This is a genomic window from Streptomyces sp. NPDC047917 (assembly GCF_043204345.1).
GTDB lineage: Bacteria > Actinomycetota > Actinomycetes > Streptomycetales > Streptomycetaceae > Streptomyces > Streptomyces sanglieri.
The window spans coordinates 638,899-664,530 of record NZ_JBIDCA010000002.1 but is presented as its reverse complement, the minus strand read 5'-3'; the positions used below and the strand labels follow the sequence as shown (position 1 = coordinate 664,530).

General features: G+C 72.3%; 24 protein-coding genes. 6 read left to right on the top strand and 18 right to left on the bottom strand.

Features of this window, described 5'->3' with window-relative positions:
* Positions 1-15: 15 nt before the first annotated feature.
* From ACGF8B_RS06635 to ACGF8B_RS06580, 12 genes are all read right to left on the bottom strand, one after another.
* On the bottom strand, positions 16-348 hold the full coding sequence (locus ACGF8B_RS06635) for a DUF3817 domain-containing protein (RefSeq protein WP_124716328.1): 333 nt from the start codon (positions 346-348) through the stop codon (positions 16-18).
* A gap of 64 nt (positions 349-412) precedes the next feature.
* Entirely contained in the window at positions 413-922 is a 510-nt protein-coding gene (locus ACGF8B_RS06630) for a MarR family transcriptional regulator (protein ID WP_342284820.1), read from the bottom strand.
* A gap of 175 nt (positions 923-1,097) precedes the next feature.
* Positions 1,098-1,991 carry a siderophore-interacting protein gene (locus ACGF8B_RS06625; protein WP_392735350.1) on the bottom strand — a complete coding sequence of 298 codons (894 nt, stop codon included), beginning with the start codon at positions 1,989-1,991 and terminating at the stop codon, positions 1,098-1,100.
* The gene (locus ACGF8B_RS06620) at positions 1,988-3,811 is read right to left on the bottom strand and encodes an ABC transporter ATP-binding protein (RefSeq protein ID WP_392735348.1); all 1,824 of its coding nucleotides are present in this window, start codon (positions 3,809-3,811) and stop codon (positions 1,988-1,990) included. Before ACGF8B_RS06620 ends, ACGF8B_RS06625 begins: the two co-directional genes overlap by 4 nt.
* A complete protein-coding gene (locus ACGF8B_RS06615; RefSeq protein ID WP_392735346.1) occupies positions 3,808-5,517 on the bottom strand; it encodes an ABC transporter transmembrane domain-containing protein in 1,710 nt (569 codons plus the stop codon). The genes ACGF8B_RS06620 and ACGF8B_RS06615 overlap by 4 nt, the downstream gene beginning before the upstream one ends.
* Positions 5,514-6,341: an ABC transporter ATP-binding protein gene (locus tag ACGF8B_RS06610; RefSeq protein ID WP_392735344.1), complete on the bottom strand. Its 828-nt coding sequence runs from the start codon at positions 6,339-6,341 to the stop codon at positions 5,514-5,516. The genes ACGF8B_RS06615 and ACGF8B_RS06610 overlap by 4 nt, the downstream gene beginning before the upstream one ends.
* A 64-nt stretch (positions 6,342-6,405) precedes the next feature.
* Positions 6,406-7,485, bottom strand: a complete 1,080-nt coding sequence (locus ACGF8B_RS06605; RefSeq protein WP_392735343.1) for a FecCD family ABC transporter permease — start codon at positions 7,483-7,485, stop codon at positions 6,406-6,408.
* A gap of 92 nt (positions 7,486-7,577) precedes the next feature.
* Positions 7,578-8,660: a FecCD family ABC transporter permease gene (locus tag ACGF8B_RS06600; protein WP_392735341.1), complete on the bottom strand. Its 1,083-nt coding sequence runs from the start codon at positions 8,658-8,660 to the stop codon at positions 7,578-7,580.
* 47 nt (positions 8,661-8,707) lie between these two features.
* A complete protein-coding gene (locus ACGF8B_RS06595; protein ID WP_392735339.1) occupies positions 8,708-9,796 on the bottom strand; it encodes an iron-siderophore ABC transporter substrate-binding protein in 1,089 nt (362 codons plus the stop codon).
* Positions 9,797-10,089: 293 nt separating this feature from the next.
* Positions 10,090-10,941 (bottom strand): helix-turn-helix domain-containing protein, encoded by an 852-nt coding sequence (locus tag ACGF8B_RS06590; protein ID WP_392735337.1) that lies wholly within the window; start codon positions 10,939-10,941, stop codon positions 10,090-10,092.
* A gap of 142 nt (positions 10,942-11,083) precedes the next feature.
* On the bottom strand, positions 11,084-11,377 hold the full coding sequence (locus ACGF8B_RS06585; protein WP_030971479.1) for an MTH1187 family thiamine-binding protein: 294 nt from the start codon (positions 11,375-11,377) through the stop codon (positions 11,084-11,086).
* Positions 11,374-11,724 carry a DUF3817 domain-containing protein gene (locus ACGF8B_RS06580; protein WP_342287225.1) on the bottom strand — a complete coding sequence of 117 codons (351 nt, stop codon included), beginning with the start codon at positions 11,722-11,724 and terminating at the stop codon, positions 11,374-11,376. The genes ACGF8B_RS06585 and ACGF8B_RS06580 overlap by 4 nt, the downstream gene beginning before the upstream one ends.
* Before the next feature lie 246 nt (positions 11,725-11,970).
* Here ACGF8B_RS06580 and ACGF8B_RS06575 point away from each other — a divergent pair, with 246 nt between their 5' ends.
* The 4 genes from ACGF8B_RS06575 to ACGF8B_RS06560 all read left to right on the top strand — a co-directional run bounded on the left by ACGF8B_RS06575 (position 11,971) and on the right by ACGF8B_RS06560 (position 14,614).
* Positions 11,971-12,603 carry an AIM24 family protein gene (locus ACGF8B_RS06575; RefSeq protein ID WP_124717356.1) on the top strand — a complete coding sequence of 211 codons (633 nt, stop codon included), beginning with the start codon at positions 11,971-11,973 and terminating at the stop codon, positions 12,601-12,603.
* Positions 12,603-13,253, top strand: coding sequence for an AIM24 family protein (locus tag ACGF8B_RS06570; RefSeq protein WP_392735334.1), 651 nt, complete (start codon positions 12,603-12,605; stop codon positions 13,251-13,253). Before ACGF8B_RS06575 ends, ACGF8B_RS06570 begins: the two co-directional genes overlap by 1 nt.
* On the top strand, positions 13,250-14,014 hold the full coding sequence (locus ACGF8B_RS06565) for an AIM24 family protein (protein WP_259934722.1): 765 nt from the start codon (positions 13,250-13,252) through the stop codon (positions 14,012-14,014). The genes ACGF8B_RS06570 and ACGF8B_RS06565 overlap by 4 nt, the downstream gene beginning before the upstream one ends.
* A 123-nt stretch (positions 14,015-14,137) precedes the next feature.
* Positions 14,138-14,614, top strand: coding sequence for a MarR family winged helix-turn-helix transcriptional regulator (locus ACGF8B_RS06560; RefSeq protein ID WP_124716332.1), 477 nt, complete (start codon positions 14,138-14,140; stop codon positions 14,612-14,614).
* Positions 14,615-14,630: 16 nt separating this feature from the next.
* On the opposite strand, the gene ACGF8B_RS06555 is transcribed toward ACGF8B_RS06560, so the two are convergent.
* Entirely contained in the window at positions 14,631-16,103 is a 1,473-nt protein-coding gene (locus ACGF8B_RS06555) for an ATP-binding protein (protein WP_392735332.1), read from the bottom strand.
* Positions 16,100-16,762: a response regulator transcription factor gene (locus tag ACGF8B_RS06550; protein ID WP_392735330.1), complete on the bottom strand. Its 663-nt coding sequence runs from the start codon at positions 16,760-16,762 to the stop codon at positions 16,100-16,102. Before ACGF8B_RS06550 ends, ACGF8B_RS06555 begins: the two co-directional genes overlap by 4 nt.
* A 119-nt stretch (positions 16,763-16,881) precedes the next feature.
* On the opposite strand from ACGF8B_RS06550, the gene ACGF8B_RS06545 reads away from it, so the two are divergent.
* On the top strand, positions 16,882-17,496 hold the full coding sequence (locus ACGF8B_RS06545) for a PepSY domain-containing protein (protein ID WP_392735328.1): 615 nt from the start codon (positions 16,882-16,884) through the stop codon (positions 17,494-17,496).
* Positions 17,497-17,517: 21 nt separating this feature from the next.
* On the opposite strand, the gene ACGF8B_RS06540 is transcribed toward ACGF8B_RS06545, so the two are convergent.
* The 4 genes from ACGF8B_RS06540 to ACGF8B_RS06525 form a co-directional block, all read right to left on the bottom strand.
* The gene (locus ACGF8B_RS06540; RefSeq protein WP_392735326.1) at positions 17,518-19,812 is read right to left on the bottom strand and encodes a protein kinase; all 2,295 of its coding nucleotides are present in this window, start codon (positions 19,810-19,812) and stop codon (positions 17,518-17,520) included.
* A 28-nt stretch (positions 19,813-19,840) separates the two neighbouring features.
* Positions 19,841-22,312, bottom strand: a complete 2,472-nt coding sequence (locus ACGF8B_RS06535) for a protein kinase (protein ID WP_392735324.1) — start codon at positions 22,310-22,312, stop codon at positions 19,841-19,843.
* Positions 22,313-22,622: 310 nt separating this feature from the next.
* Complete coding sequence (meaB, locus tag ACGF8B_RS06530; protein WP_342285659.1) at positions 22,623-23,582, bottom strand: methylmalonyl Co-A mutase-associated GTPase MeaB; 960 nt, start codon at positions 23,580-23,582, stop codon at positions 22,623-22,625.
* A gap of 51 nt (positions 23,583-23,633) precedes the next feature.
* Positions 23,634-24,836 carry an acetyl-CoA C-acetyltransferase gene (locus ACGF8B_RS06525; RefSeq protein ID WP_392735323.1) on the bottom strand — a complete coding sequence of 401 codons (1,203 nt, stop codon included), beginning with the start codon at positions 24,834-24,836 and terminating at the stop codon, positions 23,634-23,636.
* A 134-nt stretch (positions 24,837-24,970) separates the two neighbouring features.
* Here ACGF8B_RS06525 and mce point away from each other — a divergent pair, with 134 nt between their 5' ends.
* Entirely contained in the window at positions 24,971-25,399 is a 429-nt protein-coding gene (gene mce, locus ACGF8B_RS06520) for a methylmalonyl-CoA epimerase (RefSeq protein ID WP_124716340.1), read from the top strand.
* Positions 25,400-25,632 lie beyond the last annotated feature (233 nt).

Below are 25,632 nucleotides of genomic sequence, written 5' to 3'. Positions count from 1 at the left end.
CCGGAGTCCGGCCGGTCAGGCCTTGGCGGTGGCAGGGGAACCGTCGACGATCAGCGGCTCGACCTCGCGGACGACCTTGCGCTCGACGAAGAACGCGGCTGTCGGGATGGTGCCGGAGATCAGCACCCACAGCAGCTTGCCCATCGGCCACTTCGCCTTGGAACCGAGGTCGAAGGCGAAGATCAGGTAGATGATGTAGAGCACACCGTGGATCTGCGAGACGACGAGCGTCAGACCCTCGCCCGTCTCGAAGCCGTACTTGAAGACCATGCAGGTGCAGAGCACCAGCAACATGACGGCGGTGACGTAGGCCATCACCCGGTACCGGGTCAGCACACTGCGTTTCATGGCATCGAGCGTAACCGGACGGCCGGGGCGATCTTGCAGCGGGCCGGGCTCTCGAAACGCCGTTCTACGCCTCTTCGAAGTCCTGGGCGGCGATCCGCAACGGGCGCAGCATCGCGAAGATCTCCGCGCACTCCTCGGCGTCGTACACACCGAGCCCGAACTCCATGGCGACCAGTTCCTCGGTGGCCGCCTCGACGACCTCGCGGCCCTTGTCGGTGATGGAGGCGAGGGTGCCGCGGCCGTCGTTGGGGTTGGGGCGCTTGGCGACCAGGCCGGAGCGCACCAGCCGGTCCACGGTGTTGGTGACGGAGGTGGGGTGGACCATGAGCCGCTCACCGATCTTGGACATCGGCAGCTCGCCGGCCTTGGAGAAGGTGAGCAGCACCAGCGCCTCGTACCGGGCGAAGGTCAGTCCGTACGGCTTGACGACCGCGTCGACCTCGGCGAGCAGGATCTGCTGGGCGCGCATGATCGAGGTGATCGCCCCCATCGAGGGCACGGGGCCCCAGCGCTGCTGCCAGAGTTCGTCGGCGCGGGCGATGGGATCGAAGGGAAGACTGAGCGGCTTCGGCACGGCACCGACCTTACCCACTGGTCATATGCTGGTCAGCCCCGTCTCGAACTTCGGTCCGAATACGGTCTGCGGGGGGCGGTTGTCCCGGGCCCGGGCGGGCTCTCCCGGAGGCCGGGGCGGAGCGGGGCGGACCCGACGCGATCACCGGCCCCCGTGCGTCCGCCCGCTCCGGAGGTCACAGCCCGAGCCCGCTGAGGCGGTCCTCGTACCGGATGGCGAGGTCCTCGGGCTCGTCGGCCGGGTTGTCCCACATGCTGTTCAGCTCGGACCGTACGGCGGCGGGCAGCGCTTCGTAGCGCCGGGTCCAGGACTCGCCGTCCGGCATCCAGTAGCCGACGACCTTGAAGCGTTCGGCGGGCAGCTTCAGCTCCCTGCGCAGATAGCGGCGTACCGCGCGCAGGGTGTCCGTCTGGCCGGCGACCCACACATAGCCGCCGGTCGGGTCGGTGCCGGGCGGGATCGCGGCGGCGACCAGTTCGGCCAGGCGGCTGGGGCCGTGGCCGTTGCCGCCGTAGGTCCAGGTCACCCGGACCTCGGGCCGGTCCGGGAGCGGCTGGACGCAGGACGGGTCGGGGACTTCGAGGACGGCCCGGGTCGTGATTCCGGCCGGGGTGTTCTCGATGAGGCGTCCGACGGCCGGCAGACCGCTCAGGTCGGAGACCAGGACCTGCCGGACGAGGTCGGCCGGGGGGCTGTAGAGCCCGGTGGGCGAGTTGAGGCCGATCACGTCGCCGGGGCGGGCGGCGGCGGCCCAGCCGGAGGCCGTCCCGTGGCCGTGCAGCACGAAGTCGATGTCGATCTCGCCGGCTTCCGGGCGGACGGACCGGATGGTGTAGGTGCGTACGGGGGCCTCGGGCCGTCCCTCGGGGGTCTGCCAGCCGCCGTTGTCCGTCGGGTCGGGCAGCGAGACATCGGTGCGGTCGGGGCCGTGCGGCAGGAACAGGCGGACGTACTCGTCGCCGATGCCCGTGGAGGTGAACGCGGCGAGGCCCTCGCCGTGGAACGTGATGCGGGCCATGGTCGTGGTGAGCGGCCGTACGCGGGCCACCACGGCGCGGTGGATGGTCATGGGTGCTGCTCCTTCGTGTGCGGGTTCAGATCGGGGTCCGGGGCCGGGTCCGTGCGGGGGCCGGTGGCGGTGTACGCGTGCCAGAGGGCGGCGTACTCCCCGGCGGAGGCCAGGAGTTCGTCGTGTGTGCCCTGCTCGGCGACCTCGCCGCGGCGCAGGACGAGGACGCGGTCGGCGTCGCGCGCCTGTTCCAGGTGGTGCGCCACGATCACGCCGGTGCGTCCGCGGATGGCTTGCCGCAGGGCCGTCCGCAGCTGTGCCCGGGTCTGCGGGCCGGACTGCGCGGTGGCCTCGTCGAGGACGACGACGTCGGGGTCGGCGAGCAGCACCCGGGCCAGCGCGAGGTGCTGGACCGATCCCTCGTCGAGGGGGGTGCCGGCGTCACCGAGGACGGTGTCGATCCCCCACTCCGGCTCCAGCGCCCAGCCGGCTCCGGCCCGGCGCAGGGCGCGGCGGAGTTCGTCGTCGGTGGCGGCGGGCCGGGCGATCCGGAGGTTGTCCGCCAGGGTGCCGCCGAACAGATGGGTCTCCTGGGTGACCAGATAGCGGGCCGGGTCCGGGGCGGACGCCGACCGGCCGGTGCTGATCTCCCCGTGGTCCGGTTCGCCCAGGCCCGCGATCAGCCGGGCGAGCGTGCTCTTGCCGGAGCCGCTGGCGCCGACGAGGGCGAGGCTGGTGCCCGGCGGCACGTGGAGCGAGACGTCGCGCAGGGCGTCGCGGGCGCCGTCGTAGGAGAACGAGACGCCCTTCACGTCGATCGCCGGACGGTGGCGCGCGTCCGCCGGGGCGGTCCTCCGGCGGCCGTCGCCGCTCCCCCCGGCGGCGCTCTCGCGGCCCAGGTCGATGACGCCGACGAGCCGGGACAGCCCCGCCGTCGCCCGCTGGATGTCGTCCAGGCTGCCCAGCAGCGCCCCGACCGGGCCGAAGAGGCGGTGGAAGTACAGGGCCGCGGCCGTTGCGGCGCCCACCGTGACGGCCCCGGAGCCCAGGAGCACGAAGCCCGTGACGAGCACGGCGGCGAGGCCGAGGAACTCCGCCGCGTTGAGCAGTCCGGTGAACCGGTTGCGCAGCCGTACGCCGTCGCGCTGCCGTGCGATGGCCAGTTCGCTGTGCCGGGCCAGTTCGCCGAGGTGCCGGTCCTGGGTCCGGTACGTACGGATGGTCTCGGCGCCGTGCACCGCCTCGATGACGGACTGGCCGCGGGCCGACTCCAGCCGGCGGATGTCCCCGTACACGAGGTGCGAGCGGGCGAGGAACTGCCGGGTGGCGCATATGTGGACGGGCAGGCAGACCAGGCCGGCGAGGGCCAGGCGGAAGTCGAGGACCGCGAGGCCCACCACGCTCAGGCCGATCGTGAAGCCCGCGCCGGTGACGTCGGGAAGCACGTCGGAGGCCGCCTCCGAGACGGCCTCGACATCGCGGGTCACGCGGGAGACGACATCGGAGCTGTCCGAGGACTCCAGCGTGCGCGCCGGGAGGTGGACCGCGGTCTCGAACACGTCCTCGCGCAGGGCCGCGAGAACGCCCTGGACGAGGACGACCAGCATCCGGCCGCCGGCGTGGGCGAGTGCGGCTCCGGCCACGGCGACCAGCACGAGGACGACGCCGAGCACCATGACACGGTCCCGCCCGCCGTCGTCCGCGACGGCGTCCACGATGCCGCCGAGGACCGCGGGCGTGACGAGGGTGACGGCCGTACCGCCGAGCAGGGTGAGCAGCGAGAGGGCGAGCCGGCCGCGGTGCGCGCCGAGCCGGCGGACGACCTCCGCACGGGTGCGGCGGGGGCCGGCGATGGGCAGGGTGCCGTGCGCGGGGGTCACCTGGGGGTTCCGTTCGGTTCGGGGCGGGCGCCGCCGAGGTCGACGACCCGGTCGCAGGCGGAGAGCAGGATCCGGCTGGTGGTGATCAGGAGCGTCGTGGCGGGCAGGCCGCGCAGCCCGGCGGCGATGCGCTGTTCGGTCACCGGGTCGACGGCGGTGGTGGGTTCGTCGAGAACGACGAGGTCGGCGTCGCTGTGCAGCGCGCGGGCGAGCAGCAGCCGCTGGCGCTGGCCGCCGGAGAGCCTGCGGCCGTGCTCGCCGACCTCGGCCAGGTCGCCGCCGACCAGTTCGAGTACGTCGTCGAGCATCGCGGCCGCGAGCACGGCCGGGTCGCTGTCGCCGCCCCGGGGGGTGAGGTTGGAGCGGAGCGTGCCGGAGAACACCGCGCCGTGGTGGGGCGGGGCGGCGATCCGGGCGCGCACCCGGTCCGGGCCGAGGTCGACGGCGTCGACGCCGTCGATCAGGAGTTCACCGCGGGGCAGCGGGACGCGGTAGCCGAGCCGGTCGCTGAGTTCCCTGGCGTGCCCGGGGTGGCGGGGGACGACGCCGAGGAGTTCGCCGGGCCGCGGATCGAGGGGCTCGCCGTGCCCGGGCGGATACCACCGCAGGGCGGGGGCCGAGGCGTCGGCGACGGATTCGGCGGTGGCTGCGGCGACGGCTTCGGTGGTGGTTGCGGGGACGGCTTCGGGGGCGGTCCCGGCGGGGTCGATCAGCGGCGGCTCGTCCAGCAGATCGCCCAGCCGCCGGGCGGAGGCGCGTTTGTGGATCCAGTTGGAGGCGAACGTACCGACGTGTGCCAGCGAGCCCTGGAGGAACTGGGCGAGTCCGAGGACGGTGACGAGTTGGCCGACGGTGATGGAGCCGTCGAGGGCGAGAAGCCCCGACGCCGTCGCGAGTGCGGCGAGGAACACCCCGGACAGCAGCAGGCTGAGGTTGCCGTATGCCAGGACCGAGCGCGAGGCGGCCACGGCACCGCGCCTGGATTCCTCGCTGGCGGCCCGGTAGCGGCGGGCGGCCTCCGGCCGGGCGTTCATGCCCGCGACCACCCGGAGTCCGGTGATCATGTCGGTGGCCACCTCGCCGGCCCGGGCCGCCGAACTCTGCTCGGCCAGTCCCCGTGCCTCCAGCGGCATCGAGACCCGGCGCATCACGACGAGCACCAGTGCCGTGCCGGCGATGACGCCCAGACCCAGGGGTACGGAGATCACCAGCAGCGCCGTCGACGCCGTGAGGATCGCGGTGACGGTCGAGGCCTGCTGCACGACGCTCCAGGAGACCCCGGCGACCCGGTAGGTGTCGGAGGAGACCAGGGAGAGCGCCTCCCCCGGGCCGGGCCGGCGGCGCAGGGAACGCGGGTCCAGCAGCCGGGCCATCACCCGTTGCCGCAGCTCGTGCTCCCCCCGGCCGTAGACGCCCACCATGGCCGTCGACGCCCGCTGGTACGACAGGGACAGGACGACGAAGACCAGGCCGAGCACGCCGAGCCACCGGAGCAGGGCGGCGCGGTCCGAGGGGGCCAGTGCCCGGTCGATGACGACGCCGATGAGGACCGGCACCAGCGCCTCGCACAGCTGGTGGACCATGAACGCGAGGGTGACGAGGGTGAGCCGGCCGCCGCGCCCGTCGCGCAGCAGCGCGATCCGGAACAGCGCCGGGACGGAGTTCGGCCCGTGGACACCGTTGCGGGCGGCCCCGGAACGGTTCACCGGGTGTCCCGCCGCCGGGCCAGCGGGACGACCATGGGCGTGCCGGTGACCGGGTCGGGCACGACCTGGCAGGGCAGGTCGAACACCTCCTTCACCAGGGCGGCGGTCACCACCTCCTGCGGGGCGCCCTCGGCGACGACCCGGCCGTCGCGCATGGCGATGAGGTGGGTCGCGTAGCGGGCCGCGTGGTTCAGGTCGTGGAGTACGGCGACGAGGGTGTGCCCGGCGCGGTGCAGATCGGTGAACAGCTCCATCAGGTCGATCTGGTGGGCGATGTCGAGGAAGGTGGTCGGTTCGTCCAGCAGCAGGATCGGGGTCTGCTGGGCTAGGGCCATCGCCACCCAGACGCGTTGGCGCTGGCCGCCGGAGAGTTCGTCGACCGGTCTGCCGGACAGCTCCGTGACGGAGGTCGCCGCCATGGCGTCCAGTACGGCCTGCTCGTCCTGGGCGGTCCACTGGCGCATCGCCTTCTGGTGCGGGTGACGGCCCCTGGCGATCAGGTCGGCGACGGTGATCCCGTCGGGCGCCGAGGAGGTCTGCGGGAGCAGTCCGAGGGTCCTCGCCACTTCCCTGGAGCGGTACTCCGCGATGGACCGGCCGTCGAGGACGACCCTTCCCGCGCTGGGCTTCAGGAGCCGGGAGACGGCGCGCAGCAGGGTCGACTTGCCGCAGGCGTTGGGGCCGATGACGACGGTGAAGGACTGGTCCGGGATGCGGACGTCCAGGTGCTCCGAGACGGGCCGCCGGCCGTAGCCGATGGATGCGTCGAGCACCTCCAGCCGTGCCGGGACCGGGGTCCGGGTGCGCTGTGCGGTGATGGTCACGGGTACTCCTCGCGGATGGGGGGCGGGGGTGTCGGGGCGGTCCCGGTGCGGCGGGGGCGGGCGGTCATCGGCGCCGTCCCGCGTACTGGCGGGCCAGCAGCCAGGCCAGATAGGCCCCGCCGACGCACACCGTGACGACGCCCACGGGCAGGTCGACGCGCTGGGCGATGAAGTCGGCACCGGTCAGGACCGCGGCGCCGGTCAGCGCCGCCGGGACGATCCGTACCGTGGTGGGGCTCCGTGTCAGCCGCTGGGCGATCTGCGGTGCGGCGAGTGCGACGAACGAGATCGGGCCGACGGCCGCCGTCACGAGCGCGGTGAGCGCGACCCCGACGAGGGTGGCGGCGAACCGTGCGCGCTGCGCGTCGACCCCGAGGGCCACGGCCGCGTCGTCGCCCATCTCCAGGTGGACCAGGGGCCGTGCCACCGCCGCCGAGCAGACCAGCAGGAGGGCGAAGACGATGGCCGCCGCCCGCAGTTGCCCGAAGCCGAGTCCGCTGAGGGAACCCGCTCCCCAGGTCGCCGCCAGCATCGCCTGTTGCGGGTTGACGGAGAGCAGCAGCATCGAGGTGAGGGAGCTGAGGAAGGCGCCGACGGCGATCCCGACGATGATGAGACGGAACGGGGCGAGCCCGTTGCGGTAGGCCAGCAGATAGACCAGGAGCGCGGTCCCCGCCCCGCCGATCAGTGAACCCGTGGCGACGGCCAGGTAGTTGGCGGTGCCGATCAGCAGCATGACGACGCTGGCGCCCGCGTACGAACCGGAGGCGAAGCCGATCACGTCGGGGGAGCCCAGCGGGTTCTTGGTGAGGGACTGGAAGAGCGCGCCGCTGATGGCGAGCGCCGCTCCGCAGAGAATCGCGAACAGCAGCCGGGGCAGCCGCCAGGTGACGACGACCAGCCGGTCGCGGGGGTCGGCGTCCGGGTCGAACAGGGCGGACAGCACCTGTGCCGGGGTGAGCGAGATGGACCCGGTGCCGAGGGTGAGGATGCCGAGGGCGGCCACGGTGACGACCAGGGCGGCGCAGACCAGGACGGAGCGCCGGTCGACGCGCAGCGCCGTCCCGGTCCGCCGCCAGGTCCAGACGGTCCGCCCGAAGTCGACCCGCTCCGGCGCCGCTTGCTTCGTGGTTCCGGTGGTCACGGGGTGCTCACCTTCCGGCGCCGCTTGCTTCGTGGTTCCGGTGGTCACAGGGTGCTCACCTTCCGGCGCCGCTTGCTTCGTGGTTCCGGTGGTCACAGGGTGCTCACCTTCCGGCGCCGGACGAGCGCGACGAGGACGGGTGCGCCGACGAGCGCGGTGACGAGGCCGACCCGCATCTCGCCGGAGGGCAGCACCACGCGTCCGACGATGTCGGCGGCCAGCAGGAAGGCGGGCGCGGCGATGACCGTGACGGGCAGGATCCAGCGCTGGTCGGGTCCGACGAACCAGCGCACGATGTGGGGCACCATCAGCCCGACGAACGAGACCGGCCCGGCCACGGCGACCGAGGTCCCGGCCAGCAGGGTGACGGCGACGACCAGCACCACGCGGGTCAGGGCGAGCCGGGTGCCCAGGGACCGTGCGAGGTCGTCGCCCAGCGCCAGGGTGTTGAGCGAGCCCGCGCTGCACAGCCCGAGCACGAGTCCGGCGCCGATCAGCGGGAGGGCGACGGGGAGGATGTCGAGGGACCGGCCGCCGATGGAGCCGACGCCCCAGAACCGCATGATGTCGAACGTGGTGGTGTTCTTGAGCGCCATGGCGGAGGTGAGGCCGCCGCACACGGCGGTGAACGCGACTCCCGCGAGGGTGAGTTTCACCGGGCTGCCCCGGTCGGCGCCGATGGAGCCGAGCATGTAGACGAGCACGGTGAGCCCGAAGGCCCCCGCCAGCGCGAACCAGATGAACTGGCCCGCGCCGGTGTAGCCGAGTACGGCGACGGCGAACGTCACCGCGAGGCTCGCGCCCGCGTTGACGCCGAGGATGCCGGGGTCGGCCAGGGGGTTACGGGTGAACGCCTGGATCAGCGCGCCGCTGAGGCCGAGGGCCGCGCCGACGACCAGCCCGATCACGGTGCGCGGCACCCGCAGTTCGCGCACCATCACGTGCTCGTCGGAGTCGTCGAAGTGGAACAGCGCGTCCCACACCGTGCCGGGCGCGATGGAGCGGGCGCCGACCATCACGCTGAGGACGGCGACCAGGAGCAGCAGCCCGATCGCGGTCAGCAGGATCAGCAGGCGGGACCGGTTGCGCCGGGCCGGTCCCACGCCGTGGCGCGGGCCCGGCGCATCGCGCACCGTGCCGGTGGTGGGTTCACCCGTGAGTGGGGCGGTCGTCATGGTTGTCCTTGGGAGAGGGCGTCACCTGCGGAAGCGGCGGACGGCGGTCAGCCGGCCTCGCCGGTGTTGCCCCTGCCCGCGACGGCGTCGGCGAGCATCGGGACGTAGCGCTTCAGCGCCCAGGGGATGGAGAGCACCGACGGTCCGCTGGTGGCCATGCCCATCGTCGCGTCCTGCACGAACGCGTAGTGCTTCCCGGCGATCGGCTTCCAGCGGGAGAACAGCGGGTCCTTGAGGCTGTAGGGGACCTCGGCCGTGCCGTTGGCCCAGCCGACGAAGATGTCGGCCTCGATCGTGTCGAGCTTCTCCAGGCTGACTCCGCCGTACCAGTTGGTGCCCTTCGCGGTGGACGCGATCGTTTTCATCGACGGGGTGTTCTTGAAGCCCATCTCGGTCAGCAGCCGGACGCGGGCGTCGTAGTTGAGATACAGACCGACGTCCGTCGCCCCGGGGGTGAGGGCGACTCCGTAGGTGAAGGTCGTGTCCTTGAACTCGGGGTGGTCCGCGGTGACCCCGGCCAGCTGTCCCTGTACGTCGGTGACCAGGCTCTCGGCCTTCTCGCTCTCGCCCAGCGCCGTGCCGATGGTGCGGGTCATCTCCTGCCAGGTCCCGCCGTCCCACGGCTTCTTCAGGTAGGGAAGGGTGGGTGCGATCTCGGAGAGGCGCTTGTACTCGACGTCGGTGATGCCGGAGTACAGCCCGACGATGAGGTCGGGCTTCAGCGAGAGGATCTTCTCGAAGTCCATCTCGCCCGCGTCACCGTATTTCAGCGTCTCGGGGAGGGGCCCGCCGAGCTTCTCGACAGTGCTGCGGAACCACGGGGTGTAGCCCTGCTTGTCGCCGCCCCACTGTTCGTCGACGCCGACCGGGACCGTGCCCAGTGCCGCGACCACGTCCAGCGACATCCAGCTGACCGCCACGACGCGCTTGGGCTTCTCCTTGATCGTCGTGGTTCCGTGGCCGTGCTTGATGCTCACGGGGAAGCTGCCCGAAGCGGCTCCGGCCCCGGCCTTCGCCGTGTCCGGTCCGGACGTGCCGCTGCCGCAGCCCGCCAGCACGACGACGGCCGCGACCGCCAGCGCCACGAGGCGCGCCACGGCGCCCGGTCCGCGTCCGGCCGGGATGGATCTGGACATGCTTCTCCTCGGATCTGTGCACGCCGCGGTGGTGCGACGGGGGGTGTACGGGGAGGGCGACCGCGGCGGGGCGGCACTCATGCGACCGGGCCCACATCTCGACTTAGGTAACCCTCACCTAAATGAACGCTAGAGAACGGGGCTGCCACCAGGGGACGCGGACCGGCCACGATGTGTCGAGATTCGGCCAGATACCGGACCCCCGCGGTCCGCCGCCTCCGCCCCGGGGACGAGCGCGGGCACACGAAAGGGCCCCCGCCGGGGCGGGGGCCCTTGCACAACCGGAGCCGGGCTCAGCGACCGGCCCGCTCCGGAACCGTCCGCTCGCGCAGATACCCGGTCGGGCTGATCCCGGTCACCCGGCGGAAGGCGGCGGAGAACGCGCTCGTCGTGGAGTAGCCGCTGCGGTGCGCGACCAGGCTCACCGACCGGCCCTGCGCCAGCATCGTCGTCGCCGCGGACATCCGCACCAGCGAACGCCACCGCGCGAAGGACATGCCGACGTCGCGGCCGAACGCCCGGCTGACGGTACGCACGCTCAGCGCGTGCCGTGCCGCCAGCGCCTCCAGCGAGAGCTCGCTCTCCGGGTCGCGCATGACGTCGTCCGCCAGCGCCCGGATCCGCCCGTCCCCGGGGACGGGGACCTCGATGGCGGGACGGGGGTCGTCCTCCAGCAGTTCGATGACGACGCGCTGCGTCCGCAGCCGGAGATCGTCGGGCATCGGGGTGGCGTCGAGGTGGAGCAGCATCTCCTGGAGGGCGCGCCGTACCCGCAGCGGGCGCGGGGCGGTCCAGTGCGGCGGGATCGCCGCCCGGGTCACATAGGTGTAGCAGCTGACCCCGTCCGGATCGGCCGAGGAGTCGTGCGGGGTGCCGGGCGGCAGCCACATCCCCTGGCCGGGTACGAGCCGGCGCACGGTGTTGGGGGTGTACAGCGTCAGCGAACCGTGGTGCGGCCAGACCAGGAGCCCGTCCCAGTGGGCGTGCACGCCGGAGACGGCCGGCGCCGTCGGCGGGGATCCGTCGAGGACGGCGGTGGTGAGCAGATAGGGGGCGGACACTTCGGCGCCGCCCGCCGAAGGCTCGGCCCATCGGAGCGCCGGGGACGCTTCGCCGCGTTCGCGGCCCGGGACGGTAGCCAGCATGAACTTAGGCTACCCTAACTCACCCGGAAGGCCCCTTGCCCGGCCCGGAATTCCGCCCGGCGGCCACGCCCCGGCACAAGGAAACCCCCGCCCCTCCGGCGGATCCGGCAGAGGGGCGGGGGCTCCGGGAGCGGCACCGGCGTCAGTCCGCCAGGTACCGCTCCACCGTCTCGACCTTGGAGGTCAGACCGTCGGTGACACCCGGGCGGATGTCGGCCTTGAGCACGAGGGAGACCCGTCCGGCACGCGCCTCGACGGCGGCGACGGCCCGCTTGACGACGTCCATGACCTCGTCCCACTCCCCCTCGATGGAGGTGAACATGGCGTCCGTGCGGTTGGGCAGCCCGGACTCGCGGACGACCCGGACGGCGTCGGCGACGTACTCGCCGACGTCCTCGCCGACACCCAGCGGGCTGACCGAGAACGCGACGATCATGCGCTGACCACTCCCTCGCGGCGGGCGCGGGCGGCGATGACGCCGTCGGCCTCGTACCGCTTGAGCAGCTTGTCGCCGTACAGCCCGCCGAACGGCAGCAGCGCGAGCAGGAAGAAGAGCGCGACGCGCTTCAGCGGCCACTTGGTCTTGACCCAGACGTCGAGCAGCAGCACGGCGTAGATCACGAAGAGCACACCGTGCAGGATGCCCAGCGGCATCATCAGGAAGTCGATGTCGGAGACCCGGCTGAGGACCGAGCCGAAGATGATCAGCGCCGGGAAGGAGAGCGCCTCGGGAATCGAGATGAGGCGCAGCCGGTGCAGGGCGGTAGCGGTCTTGATGTCCACGGGGGCACCTTCGGTGGGAGGACGGTGACAGCTTGTGAATACAGGCACAAGCGCCCCCATTGTGACATCGGCGCGGGCGGCCCACGGCGCCGGGGCCGGATAGCGGGGACCGAACGCAGCGGGTCATACGTCCCGGTTGCGTACGCATCAGGTACCGGATGCGTATCAGGGGCCTTTCGGGGCGAGGGATCCTCCTTCGGACCCTGTCCGGGCCGGGGGCCCTGCCGCTAACGTCGCTCCGTGGCAATGTTCCGACTCCAAGGCAGCAGAACGCTCGCCGTCGACCTGGCCGGTGACGCCGTCAAGGCGAAGAACGGCTCGATGGTCGCCTACGACGGCCGGATGACGTTCAAGAAGATGACCGGCGGCGGTGACGGGCTGCGCGGCATGGTGACCCGGCGGCTGACCGGCGAGCAGATGTCCGTGATGGAGGTGACCGGCCAGGGCACCTGTTACTTCGCGGACCGCGCGAGCGAGATCAGTCTCGTCTCGCTGCACGGCGACAAGCTCCATGTCGAGGCGAGCAATCTGCTGTGCACCGACTCCGGGCTCCGCACCGGCACCACCTTCACCGGCCTGCGCGGCGGGGCGAGCGGCAACGGCCTGTTCACCACCACCGTCGAGGGCACCGGCCAGGTGGCCATCATGTCGGACGGCTCGGCGGTGGCGCTGCGCGTCTCTGCCCAGTACCCGCTGTTCGTCGACCCGGGCGCCTACATCGCCCACCAGGGCAACCTCCAGCAGCACTTCCAGTCGGGGGTGAACTTCCGGACGCTGATCGGCGAGGGTTCCGGGGAGTCCTTCCAGATCCGGTTCGAGGGCGAGGGCGTGGTCTACGTCCAGCCCAGTGAGCGGAACACCATCGGGGGCGATGTCTGATGCCGTTCCGCGAGATCAACTCGAAGATGGTCGAGGCGACGGTGGTTCCCGGCCAGAAGATGTACAGCCAGCGGGGCGCGATGCTCGCCTACCGCGGCGAGGTGTCGTTCACCCCGAACATCCAGGGCGGCCAGGGCGGACTGATGTCCATGATCGGCCGGCGGGTGGCGGGCGAGGCGACGCCGCTGATGACGGTCGAGGGCAGCGGAACGGTGATGTTCGGCCACGGCGGCCATCACATCCAGGTGATCAACCTGGCCGGCGACACCCTCTACGTGGAGGCCGACCGGCTGCTCGCCTTCGACGGGACGCTCCAGCAGGGCACCATGTTCATGGGCTCGCAGGGCGGTGTGATGGGCATGGTGCGCGGCCAGGTGACCGGGCAGGGCCTGTTCACCACCACGCTCCAGGGGCACGGCGCGGTCGCGGTCATGGCCCACGGCGGGGTGATCGAGCTGCCGATCGTTCCCGGCCGCGATGTGCATGTCGACCCGCAGGCGTACGTCGCGCACCACGGCGACGTACGGAACAAGCTCTCGACCGCGCTCGGCTGGCGCGACATGGTGGGGCGCGGCTCCGGCGAGGCGTTCCAGCTGGAGCTGAGCGGCAGTGGCGCGGTGTACGTACAGGCCTCGGAGGAGAAGCTGTGAGCACGCCCGTGGTCTTCGACCCGATGACGCTGCCGTCGGACGACAACGTCAACTCGTACACCTTCTGCGTGGAGCTCAAGGGGAGCCAGTGGTTCCTGCAGAAGGGCAAGATGATCGCCTACTACGGGCGGATCGACTTCAACGGCATCGGCCACGGCCGCTTCGAGCGGCTGATCCGTACGAGCTTCCACTCGCCGCTGCACGCGAGCGACTGGGTGGTGGCCGAGGGCAGCGGCAAGATGCTGCTCGCGGACCGGGCCTTCGATGTGAACTCCTACGACCTGGACGAGGGGAACCTGACGATCCGGTCGGGCAATCTCCTCGCCTATCAGCCCACCCTGGCACTCAAGCAGTCGATCGTGCCCGGATTTCTCACCCTGATCGGCACGGGGAAGTTCGTGGCCGCCTCCAACGGCCCGGTGGTCTTCATGGAGCCGCCGCTGCGGGTCGACCCGCAGGCCCTGGTGGGCTGGGCGGACTGCCCCTCGCCGTGCCACCACTACGACCACGGCTACATGACGGGCGTACTGGGCGGGCTGCGGTCGCTGACGGGCATCGGGGGCACCTCGGGCGAGGAGCACCAGTTCGAGTTCGTCGGTGCGGGCACGGTACTGCTCCAGTCGACCGAGATCCTGATGGCCGAACAGCCCACGGGCGCGGTGCCGGGGCAGCCAGGGGTACCCCCGGGCGCGGGTCAACCTGGCGCCACCCCCCGCATGCCCGGTCAGCTCGGGGACCTCCAGCGTCGCTTCGGGTTGTGAACGGTAGTCTGCGGAGTGTGACGTCGAACGTCAGCGCCCCGCACCCGGACCCGTCTCCGGACGGGTGCGGACCGTCACACTCCCACTTCGTCCGGCTTTCAACTTCTTAGGTAGAATCCATATATGGAGACCGAGACGGCCACCCGCTGGCTGAACGACGCGGAGCAGTGCGCCTGGCGCACCCACCTGGACGTCAGCAGGCTGCTGATGCATCAGCTGGAGAAGGACCTCCAGCCGTTCGGGCTGACCAACAACGACTACGAGATCCTGGTCAACCTCTCGGAGTCGGACGACCAGCGCATGCGGATGAGCGACCTCGCCGCCGCGACGCTGCAGTCCAAGAGCAGGCTCTCGCACCAGATCACCCGCATGGAGACCGCCGGCCTGGTCCGCAGGGAGAACTGCGAGTCCGACCGGCGCGGTCTGTACGCGGTCCTCACCGAGGACGGCGCGGAGACGATGCGCAAGGTGGCGCCGCACCACGTGGCGTCGGTCCGCAAGCACTTCATGGACCTGCTGACGCCGGAGGCACTGGCGAACCTGCACGCGGCCCTGACCCCGGTCGCCGAGCACCTGCGGGGACGACGCGGCAAGGTCTGACCGGAACGGGCGGCGCTCAGCCGGCTCCGGGCAGCCGGAGCTCGAAGCGGGCGCCGCCCTCCCGCGCGTCGCCGACCGTGAGCCGGCCCCCGTGCCGGGCGGCGACGTCCCGGGCGATGGCCAGGCCGAGACCCGCGCCGCCGTCGTCCCGGGTGCGGGCGTCGTCGAGCCGCACGAAACGTTCGAAGATCCGCTCGCGCTCCCGCGGCGGCACCCCCGCCCCGTCGTCGGTGACGGCGACGACCACGTCACCGCGCTCCGCCGTGAGCAGCGAGACGGTCACCGCGCTGTGCGCGTGCCGCTGTGCGTTGTCGAGCAGATTGCCGATCACCCGCGCCAACTGCCCACGTGATCCGGCCACTTCGAACTCCCCCGAGTCCGGCGCGGACACCGTCACCGGGATCCGGTCGCCGGTGCGCTGCGAGACCTCCTCGCGGACCAGCGCGCCCAGGTCCAGCACCGTTCGGCCCGGCCGCTCGCCCGCGTCCATCCTGGCCAGCAGCAGCAGATCGGCGGCCAGCGCCTGGAGCCGCACGGTGTCGGCGACCGCGCCCGGCACGTCCAGCAGCTCCGGATGGGCCGCCCCCACCTCCAGTTGGGTGCGCAGCGAGGCGATCGGGCTGCGCAGTTCGTGCGAGGCGTCCGCGACGAATCGCCGCTGCCGCTCCACCGACGCCTCCAGCGCGGTCAGCGTCTCGTTGGTGGTCCGGGCGAGCCGGGCGACCTCGTCGCGCGAGCCGGGCTCCGGCACCCGCCGGCTCAGGTCCTCGGACGCGGTGATCGCGGCCATCTCGCGCCGGATCCCCTCGACCGGGCGCAGCGCCCGCCGGGTCACCAGCCAGGTCACCCCGGCGACGACCAGCAGCAGCAACGGCAGCCCGATCAGCATCGCGCCGCGCACCGTGCCCACGGCCTCCTGCTCGGCGGCCAGCGGGGCGCCCGCGTGGACGGTCAGGGTCACCCCGGCGGAGGTCGTCGCCCGCACGGACGCGAAACGGTAGTCGGCGCTCTCGCCGTCCACGGTGGCGGTGCCGTTGGTGAAGTCCGGTTCGTCGGAGTCGACTTCGCCGCGGCCCGGGGTGCCGCGGTCGTCGTCGTCCGCGTCGTCGTCACTGCCGTCGTCGTCGCTCCCGCCCCCGCCGCCGCTCCCGTCGCCGGACCGTCCGGGGACCGGTGACGGGTCCGGGGTGACCCGGTCGGTGCCGGTGCCGGAGACGGCCCGGAGGTCCTTGGACACGGCGACCACCCGCCCGTCCTCGTCGGTCACCTGGACCGGATGGTCCTCCTCGTCGCGCATCTCCAACCGGTCGTACGGCACGTCGAGGGCGAGCTGCCCGGCCACTTCCCGGGCCACCACCTCGGCCTGGAGCCCCGCCTGATCGGTCAGGTTGGCGCGCAGGACCAGCAGCACGGAGAGCCCGGCGCCGATCAGGGCGAGGGCGACCACCACGGTGGCGCCGAGCGCGGCCCGGGCCCGGACCGACCTCACAGCGCCTCCAGCCGGTACCCGGCGCCGCGCACCGTGCGGATGGCGGCCGCGCCGAGCTTGCGGCGCAGCGTGCTCACGTACACCTCGACGATGTTCGGGTCGCCGTCGTAGGCGAAGTCCCAGACGTGTTCGAGGATGTCCGCCTTGCTCACCACCTGCCCGGACCGCAGCGCGAGTTGTTCCAGCACCGCGAACTCCTTGGTGGTGAGGGTGATCTCGGTCCCGCCGAGGTGGACGCGGCGGGCGGCGGTGTCCATGCGCAGGGCGCCGACGGTGACCACCGGCGAGGCGGAGCCGCCGCCCCGGCGCCGCAGCAGCGCCCGGATCCTGGCCACCAGCACGACGTACGAGAAGGGCTTGGTCAGGTAGTCGTCGGCCCCGGTGTCCAGGCCCTCCGCCTCGTCGTACTCGCCGTCCTTCGCCGTCAGCATCAGGATCGGCGTCTCGTGCCCGGCGGCGCGCAGCGCCGCACAGACCCGGTAGCCGTTCATCCCTGGCAGCATGATGTCGAGGACGACGAGGTCGTAGGTCCCCTCGGCGGCACGGTGCAGCCCTTCGAGTCCGTCGTGCACGACGTCCACGGCGAAGCCCTCGGCGGTGAGTCCCGCGGCCAGGGACCTCGCGAGCCGCTTCTCGTCCTCCACGATCAACAGGCGCATACGCACAGGGTCGCAAACCGAACCTGAAGACGGCTTCAGGTGGCTTCAGGCTGCGTTCAGCATCACCCGGGCAATGTGGTCCTCGTCGAAACCGGCCACCCGATCGGGGAGGAACCCTCATGAAGCGCAAGTTCGTCATCGCCGCAGTCACCGCCGCCGTGCTCGTCGGCGGCACGGCGGCCACCGCGGTCGCCTTCACGGACGACGACAGCCACGACCGCGGGGCCCGGTCCAGCGTGAAGAGCGGTGACACCGCCCGGACCGGCGTGGCGGAAGCGGTGACGTCCGCCGTCCGGGCCGTCCCCGGCACGGTCACCGAGGCCGAGCTGGACGACGAGGACGGCGGGCTCGTCTGGGAGCTCGACGTGTACGGCTCCGACAAGGTCTGGCACGACGTGACAGTGGACGCGGGCAACGGCAAGGTGCTCGGCAAGCACACCTCGGACGACGACGGCGACGACGACCGCGACCGGTACGCGCCCCGGTCCGCCCCCGTGTCGCTGAACGCGGCCGTCGACGCCGCGCTGAAGGCGCAGTCCGGGACCGTGACCTCGGTCGACCTGGACGACGACCACGACGACCGGGGCGGCAGGGCGCCGCACTGGGAGGTCGACGTCCGGGGCAAGGACGGCACGAAGCACGAGCTGAACGTCGACGCGAAGTCGGGCAAGGTGACGGTGGACCGGTCGGACGACGGTCACGGGGACGACGACCGTGACGGGGACGACGACTGAGGACGCCGCCCCGGCGGGCGGTCAGGGCGCGTACCCGGAGAGAACTCTTCCGTCCTCGAAGCTCAGGAAGAGCACGTCTCCCTTCGCGAGAAGGGAGACGCTCCCCGGGGAAACCTCATTGTTGTGTTCTTCCGGCCAGCCGCTGTACGCCTTGGTCGCGACCGGGATGTCCTGCCCCCCGGGGGTGAACTCGTAGGACTCCAGGAATTGCTCCGTGACGAGGTAGGCGTGGTCGCCGACAATGACCGGTGCGCCCGAGTAGCCCACCGACTCGGGCGTCGCCCAGCTCTGGAGCCCGTCCGCCAGGCCGAAGGCGTACACCCGTTCCTCTGTGCTCAGCACGACTGTGCCGTCCCTGGTGAGAGCGGGCCGATAGGCGATGTCCACTCCGTCGGCGACGGTCCGGCGGTTGTGCGGGGCGGTCACATCGAGGACCGTCAGACCGCTCGGCCCCGTACAGAGCAGTGCCTTCCCCTTCAGGACCGGCGTACGGCAGGTGACGTCCCCGGGCCCGGTGCTCCCCGACCGCGCCCCGTCCGTGCTCTTCAGGACGGTGACGGCATCGCCGACCGCGACGAGCCGGCCGTCGGCGAAGAGCAGTTCCCCTTCGTCGGCCGGGTCGTCCCACGGCGTGTCCCACTCGCGGGTGTGCGTGCCGGTGAGCTGGTGGGCGAAGATCCGGCCCGCACCCGTGCCGGTGGTCCTGGTGGCGTAGTACAGGACTCCGGCCGACTGGACGGAGTCGGTCACCCGCGCACCGCCCGCCAGCGGCTCTCGCCACTTCTCGGTGCCGTCGGCGAGGCCGAGCGCCACCAGGGCGCCGTCGTCGAAGGCGTAGACGGTGGTGCCGATCACCGCGGCCACCGAGGCCGGTCCGGTACCCGCCCTTCCCGGACCGGTCTGCCACCGCTGCTTGCCGTTCGCCGCGTCCAGCACGGTGATCCGCTCCGGTCCGCCGCAGACCAGGGACGTGTCCGCGATCACGCACTCGACGCGGCCGTTCGCAATCCTTACGTGCCACGGCTGCCAGCCCGCCGGCTTCCCGGAGACGTCCGCGGCGGCCGTCCCGAAATCGCCGGTACGACCCGCGTCCGCACCCGGAATGACGGTAGGCCCGGCCTTCGTCCGTACGGCGCCGGAGGCCGAAGCGGTCGGCTGCGCGCCACCGGCCCCGTCCGCGTTGCCGCCGCCCCCGCCGCCCCCCTCGAAGAGCCCCGGCAGCAGGACCGCCCCCAGCACCACGCACACCGCCGTGGCCACTGCCGCCAACGCGATCCACAGCCTCTTCTTGCCCTGCCGATCACTCGGTACGGCCACCGGCACGACCGGTGTCGGGGCGAGGGCGGCCCCGCCGGGGTGCGGGGCACCGGACGGGACCGGAGGCGCGGCGGCCGATGTCGCGGCCGCCTCGACGACGGCGCGCGCCCCCGCCGCGTGCGCCGCGAGCTGCCCCCGGATCGCGTCGGTCCAGGGGAAGGGTTCCCCGGCCGCCCGGCCTTCCGGCAGCAGCATGTCGGCCAGCTGCCGGGGCGTCGGCCTGGCCCCGGCGTCGCTGTGCAGGCACTCCTCGATCACGGCGCGCAACTGCGGTGGTACGCCGGAGAGTTCGGCCTCGCCCTGGGCGATCCGGAAGATCACGGCAGCCATGTCGGAGTCGTCGAACGGGCCCCGCCCGGTCGCCGCGAAGGCGAGCACCGCACCGAGGCAGAAGACGTCCGACGCCGGTACCAGCGCCCGTGAGCCGTTGACGTGCTCCGGCGAGATGTAGCCGGGGCTGCCCACCACGACCCCGGTCCGGGTCAGCTGGGTGGCGTCGAAGGCCTGGGCGATCCCGAAGTCGATCACCTTCGGCCCGTCGGCACCGAGCAGCACGTTGCCCGGCTTGAGGTCTCGGTGCAGTACGCGCACCGCGTGCATGTCGGCGAGCGCGTGGGCCAGACCGGCGCCCATCTCGCGCACCACCGGCTCGGGCATCGGCCCGCCCCGGATCACCGCCTCGGCGAGCGAGGGGCCGGGGACGTACTCGGTCGCCAGCCAGGGCAGCCGGCCGCCCGCGTCACCGCCGACGAGGGACGCGGTGTGCGGGCTGCGCACGGCGCCCGCCGCGTCGATCTCGCGCCGGAAGCGGATCCGGAAGCCGTCGTCGAGGTCGAGATCGGCGCGTACGGTCTTCAGGGCGACCAGCCCGGCGAGCGGATCCGGCGCACCGGCGGGCCGGGCCAGATACACCTCGCCCATGCCGCCCGCGCCGAGCAGCCCGAGCAGCTGGTAGGGGCCGATCAGCCGGGCGCGGCCGGGCGGAAGCGGCTCGATCACTGTGCGGTCCCCTCAAGCGGTTCGTCGTTCATCCGGGCAGCGGTACGGAGACCGTGGTGCCGTCGTCGTACACGACATGGACGACGCCGCCGACCGGCAGCACCTGCGGGTCGAGCAGTTCCTGCTCCAGATCGATGCCGTTGGTGACACTGTCGTAGGTCGGTGTCCTGGTCGGGCCGGGAGCGCCCGGAACCGGCGTCCTGGACCGGGGCCCCAGGGATCCGTCGGCGCGGATCGGAACCGTGTAAAGCGTTGTGCTGTCCGCCCAGACCAATGTGTCGGCAGCGATCAGCGGGGCGGACACCGGGTTGCTCATGCCCTGTGCCGGCTTCCCGCCGAGCGGGAACCTGCCGAGGATGCGTCTGCCGTCGCCACTCACGACCACGAGCTCGTCGTGCACGCCTTCGCCGCTCCTGCGAAGCGTGATCACCCGGTCGTCCAGCGCGGTGAGCGTTGCCTCGGCAACGAGCGCGGGGTCCAGCGGCAGCTGCCCCAGCGTCTTCAGCGTCCCCGCCGAATACCGCAGCAGATGCATGTCACTGCCGAAGCCCGAAGGGTTTTCGTTGGTGAAGTAGGCCGTGCAGAAGGCGGAACCACCACGCACCCGGAGGTTCCCGCACCCCGAGTTGGTCGGCTCGCCGGCCCCTTGGACCGCCTCGCCACCGGCTGTGCCGAGCAGGGTGCCGTCCTTCGGCCGGAAAGCCTTGGGCGCCTCCTCGCCCATGGCGTACACCACGCCGTCGGCGGTGGCGACCGGCCAGAAGTTGCCGCCCTGGGCGTTGGAGACACCCTGCGGGGACAGCGGCTTCCGCCATTTCTCGGCGCCGGTCTTCAGGTCGTAGGCAGCGAGGGACGCGTTGTCGAACGTCGGTGAGGTGGAGGCGAAGACCAGGCCGTCCGCCACGAGCGGCGCACTCTCCAGGTTGTGCGCACCGCCGGACCGGGCCTCCCAGCGGACCTTGCCGGACCGGGCATCCAGCGACTGCAGCCGGTCACCTGCCGCGAGCAGGACGGTGTCGTCGTACACGACGGGACAGGTGGAGCCGGCCGGCATGAAGAACTGTCCACGGGGGCCCCAGCCCGCCGGGCGGGTGGTCTCCCCCGCGTCCAGCGTCCACATCCGGTGCCCGTCCGCCGCCGACAACGCCTCGTACGTACCGTCCACCTTCCGGCAGACCACCACGTCCCGGCCCGCCGAACAGCCGATCGGCGCCCCCGTGAACTTCCCCTTCCAGGACTTCTTCCACCCCGCCGGACGGACGTCCCGGCCGTACGGGACCGTGCCCGAGGCGTCCGGTCCCCCGTTCTCGTCCACGCCCGCCACGATGCGGACGGCGGGCGAACCCCCACCGCGCGCGGTCCCGCCGGGTGTGCCGCCCTTGTCGCGCCAGGCCAGGATCCCGCCCGTCGCCGCGCCCAGCACGATCAGCGCGGCCAGGGAGACGGCCAGCGCGCGCCGGGAGCGGCGCGGGGGCGGGGCGGTACCGGGACCCTGGGTGGGGGCGATGTGCAGACCCGGGGCGAAGTCGGTTCCCCGGGTAGGCAGCTGATGGAGCCCGGGCCGGCCGTCGGCGGCCACCTCCGTCGGGGTGTACCCCGGCAGCAGCGGGCCGCCCAGCGCGACGACCCGGGCCAGTTCGCGCTCGTGCTCGGCGATGTGCTGCGCCACCGCGTCCGGCCACCGCCCGGCCGCGCCGGGGTCGAGCAGCCCGGCGAGTTCGGCGGCGGCCGGGCGGGCGGCCGGGTCCGCCACCAGGCAGCGGTCCAGCACGGCCCGCAGCGCGTCCGGCACGTCGTCGAGATCGGCCTCGACGTACTTGACCCGGTAGAGCACGGCGGCGACCGGGCCGTCGCCGAAGGGGTCGCGTCCGGTGACGGCGTAACAGAGCAGGGAGGCGAGGCAGAAGACGTCCGAGGCGGGCACGACGCGTCCGCTGCCCGCCACGTGTTCCGGGGACATGAAGGCGGGGCTGCCGACCATGCGGCCGGTGGTGGTGAGCGGGGTCGCGCCGGAGTCGCGGGCGATCCCGAAGTCGATGAGGCGGGGGCCGTCCGCCGCGAGCATCACGTTGCCGGGCTTCACGTCGCGGTGGACGATCCCCGCCGCGTGGACGGCCGCCAGGGCGCGGGCGAGTCCGGCGCCGAGCATCCGCACCTCGGCCTCGTCCGTCGCGCCAGCCCGGCGGACCGCGGCGGAGAGGGTCGGCCCGGCCACGTATCCGGTGGCGAGCCAGGGCACTTCGGCGTCGGCGTCCCCGTCGAGCAGCGGGGCGAGATGGGGGCCGGCGACGGACCGGGCGACGGTGATCTCGCGGCGGAAGCGGTTGCGGAAGCCGGGGTCACGGGCGACGTCGCGGCGGACGGTCTTGACGGCGACCGGGTCGCCGCCGCCGTCGTGGACGCCGAGGAAGACCTCTCCCATTCCGCCCGCGCCGAGCCGGGCCCGTATCCCGTACGGTCCGATCCGTCTCGGCGAGTCCTCCCGCAGTGGACCCAGCATGCGCCACTCCCCCCGTCGCCACGCACGGATCGACGGGCACCCCGTGCCCGTGTCCGGCGGTAATCCTGCCACGGACACGTCATCCGCGGCAGCGTCCAGCGGGACGACCGGGAGCGGACACGTCATCCGCGGCAGCATCCAGCGGAACGACCGGGAGCGGACACGTCATCCGCGGCAGCATCCAGCGGAACGACCGGGAGCGGACACGTCATCCGCGGCAGCGTCCAGCGGAACGACCGGGGGCGGACACACGGGCGGGACCGGGAGCGGCCCGCACGCCGCCCCGGTCCCGCCCGGCCGTACCGTCGGATCAGGCCCCGCCGGTGAGCCCCGCGACCAGCTCGTCGGCCGCCGCGTACGGGTCGAGGCCGCCCGCCACGATGCGTTCGGCGAGCGCGCCGAGGTGGCGGTCGCCGTGCAGGTCACCGATGCGCTCGCGCAGCCGGGTGACGGCGATGGTCTCGACCTCGCGGGCCGCGCGGGCGGTACGCCGCTCGGCGAGCACACCGTGCTCCTCCATCCACGCCCGGTGCTTCTCCAGCGCCTCGACCACCTCGTCGATGCCCTCACCCCGGGCGGCGACCGTCTTCACGATCGGCGGCCGCCAGTCGCCGGGCCCCCTCGCCTCGCCGAGGCCCAGCATGTGGTTGAGCTCGCGCGCGGTGGCGTCCGCGCCGTCCCGGTCGGCCTTGTTGACGACGTACACGTCACCGATCTCCAGGATTCCGGCCTTCGCCGCCTGGATGCCGTCGCCCATGCCGGGTGCCAGCAGGACGACGGAGGTGTCGGCCTGGGAGGCGATCTCCACCTCCGACTGGCCGACGCCGACCGTCTCCACCAGGATCACGTCACAGCCCGCCGCGTCCAGCACCCGGATCGCCTGCGGCGCCGACCAGGCGAGGCCGCCCAGATGGCCGCGGGTGGCCATGGAGCGGATGTAGACGCCCGGGTCGGAGGCGTGCTCCGACATCCGGACCCGGTCGCCCAGGAGCGCCCCGCCGGAGAACGGCGAGGACGGGTCGACGGCCAGCACGCCGACCCGCTTGCCGGCCCGCCGGTACGCCGAGACGAGCGCCGACGTCGATGTCGACTTGCCGACACCGGGCGAACCGGTCAGGCCGACGACGTACGCGTTGCCGGTCAGCGGCGCGAGGGCCGCCATCACCTCGCGCAGCTGCGGCGACGCCCCCTCCACCAGTGAGATCAGCCGGGCCACGGCCCGTGGCCGGCCCGCACGTGCCTGCTCGACCAGGGTGGGGACGTCCACCATCACCGCTCCGTTCACTCGCTGCGTGCTCTACGTGTACCGCGTACTGCCTGCTTACTTGCCCGGAACGCGGATGATCAGCGCGTCGCCCTGACCGCCGCCGCCGCACAGCGCCGCCGCACCGGTGCCGCCGCCGCGCCGCTTCAGCTCCAGCGCCAGGTGCAGCACCACGCGGGCGCCGGACATGCCGATGGGGTGGCCGAGCGCGATGGCGCCGCCGTTGACGTTGACCTTGTCCGGGGTGACGCCGAGGTCCTTCATCGACTGGACGGCGACGGCGGCGAACGCCTCGTTGATCTCGATCAGGTCGAGGTCGCCGGCCTCCAGGCCCTCCTTCTTGAGGGCGTGCCTGATGGCGTTGGACGGCTGCGACTGGAGCGAGTTGTCCGGGCCCGCCACATTGCCGTGGGCGCCGATCTCGGCGATCCAGTCCAGGCCCAGCTCCTCGGCCTTGGCCTTGCTCATGACGACGACCGCGGCGGCGCCGTCGGAGATCTGCGAGGAGGTGCCCGCGGTGATCGTGCCGTCCTTGGCGAACGCGGGGCGCAGCTTGCCGAGCGACTCCACGGTGGTCTCGGGGCGGATGCCCTCGTCCTTGGCGAAGAGGACCGGGTCGCCCTTGCGCTGCGGGATCTCGACCGGGGTGATCTCGGCCTCGAAGAGGCCGTTCTTCTGGGCGGCGGCGGCGCGCTGGTGCGAGAGGGCGCCGATCTCGTCCTGGTCGGCGCGGCTCAGACCGAGGCGGGTGTTGTGCTTCTCGGTGGACTCGCCCATCGGGATGTTCTCGTAGGCGTCGGTCAGACCGTCGTACGCCATGGAGTCGAGCATCTCGATCGCGCCGTACTTGTGGCCCTCGCGGGACTTGGGGAGCAGGTGCGGGGCGTTGGTCATGGACTCCTGGCCGCCGGCCACGACCACGTCGAACTCACCGGCGCGGATCAGCTGGTCGGCCAGTGCGATCGCGTCGAGCCCGGACAGGCACACCTTGTTCACGGTGAGCGCGGGAACGTTCATCGGGATGCCCGCCTTGACGGCGGCCTGACGGGCCGGGATCTGGCCCGCGCCGGCCTGGAGCACCTGGCCCATGATCACGTACTCGACCTGGTCGCCGCCGATGCCGGCCCGGTCCAGCGCGGCCTTGATGGCGAAGCCGCCGAGGTCGGAGCCGGAGAAGCTCTTCAGCGAGCCGAGGAGGCGGCCCATGGGCGTACGCGCGCCCGCGACGATCACTGAGGTGGTGCCGGTCGTTCCAGACATGAGGGGCGCCCCTTGGGATGAGGAGTGAACGAGGGTTTACTTGAATGTACTGAGCGGTACCTCGCCCGTCATCCGGCAGCGGGTGTGACGGCGCGCACGTTGCGTAACCATCCGTGTGGCGCTGCACTGGTTCCATGCTGACGCGAATCGACCACATCGGGATCGCCTGTTTCGACCTCGACAAGACAGTCGAGTTCTACCGCTCGACCTACGGGTTCGAGGTGTACCACTCCGAGATCAACGAGGAGCAGGGCGTACGGGAGGCCATGCTCAAGATCAACGATACGTCCGACGGCGGTGCTTCCTACCTCCAGCTCCTGGAGCCGACCCGGGAGGACTCGGCGGTCGGCAAGTGGCTGGCCAAGAACGGGGAGGGCGTCCACCACATCGCCTTCGGCACCGCGGACGTCGACGCGGATTCCGCGGACATCCGGGAGAAGGGTGTCAGGGTGCTGTACGAGGAGCCCCGGACGGGTTCGATGGGGTCCCGGATCACCTTCCTGCACCCCAAGGACTGCCACGGGGTCCTCACCGAACTGGTCACGTCCGCAGCGGAGCACTGACCTCCGCATACCCGGCCCGGTAGAGTGGGCTGTTCCGGGCCGGGGCCGGGTCGGGGCCGCGGCGCGTCCCCAGCCGTTGATCTGTCACCATTCCCCGGGGGGACCGTTCACCGGTGAACGGTACTCGTTGGAGACTTGCGACCAGGGTTGGGGCCTCCCCTGCTCAGTGGGGCATCCCCTGCTCGAACGAAGTTGAGGGTTTGGGGAAGAAGTTGAGAGCTCGGGGAAGGATG

Bases quoted from the DNA above. Each gene is read 5' to 3' on its own strand.
- ACGF8B_RS06635 (WP_124716328.1), bottom strand. From the start codon at position 348: ATGAAACGCAGTGTGCTGACCCGGTACCGGGTGATGGCCTACGTCACC.
- ACGF8B_RS06625 (WP_392735350.1), bottom strand. From the start codon at position 1,991: ATGACCATCCACCGCGCCGTGGTGGCCCGCGTACGGCCGCTCACCACG.
- ACGF8B_RS06600 (WP_392735341.1), bottom strand. From the start codon at position 8,660: ATGACGACCGCCCCACTCACGGGTGAACCCACCACCGGCACGGTGCGC.
- ACGF8B_RS06595 (WP_392735339.1), bottom strand. From the start codon at position 9,796: ATGTCCAGATCCATCCCGGCCGGACGCGGACCGGGCGCCGTGGCGCGC.
- ACGF8B_RS06590 (WP_392735337.1), bottom strand. From the start codon at position 10,941: ATGCTGGCTACCGTCCCGGGCCGCGAACGCGGCGAAGCGTCCCCGGCG.
- ACGF8B_RS06585 (WP_030971479.1), bottom strand. From the start codon at position 11,377: ATGATCGTCGCGTTCTCGGTCAGCCCGCTGGGTGTCGGCGAGGACGTC.
- ACGF8B_RS06575 (WP_124717356.1), top strand. From the start codon at position 11,971: ATGTTCCGACTCCAAGGCAGCAGAACGCTCGCCGTCGACCTGGCCGGT.
- ACGF8B_RS06570 (WP_392735334.1), top strand. From the start codon at position 12,603: ATGCCGTTCCGCGAGATCAACTCGAAGATGGTCGAGGCGACGGTGGTT.
- ACGF8B_RS06560 (WP_124716332.1), top strand. From the start codon at position 14,138: ATGGAGACCGAGACGGCCACCCGCTGGCTGAACGACGCGGAGCAGTGC.
- ACGF8B_RS06550 (WP_392735330.1), bottom strand. From the start codon at position 16,762: ATGCGCCTGTTGATCGTGGAGGACGAGAAGCGGCTCGCGAGGTCCCTG.
- ACGF8B_RS06545 (WP_392735328.1), top strand. From the start codon at position 16,882: ATGAAGCGCAAGTTCGTCATCGCCGCAGTCACCGCCGCCGTGCTCGTC.
- ACGF8B_RS06535 (WP_392735324.1), bottom strand. From the start codon at position 22,312: ATGCTGGGTCCACTGCGGGAGGACTCGCCGAGACGGATCGGACCGTAC.
- meaB (WP_342285659.1), bottom strand. From the start codon at position 23,582: ATGGTGGACGTCCCCACCCTGGTCGAGCAGGCACGTGCGGGCCGGCCA.
- ACGF8B_RS06525 (WP_392735323.1), bottom strand. From the start codon at position 24,836: ATGTCTGGAACGACCGGCACCACCTCAGTGATCGTCGCGGGCGCGCGT.
- mce (WP_124716340.1), top strand. From the start codon at position 24,971: ATGCTGACGCGAATCGACCACATCGGGATCGCCTGTTTCGACCTCGAC.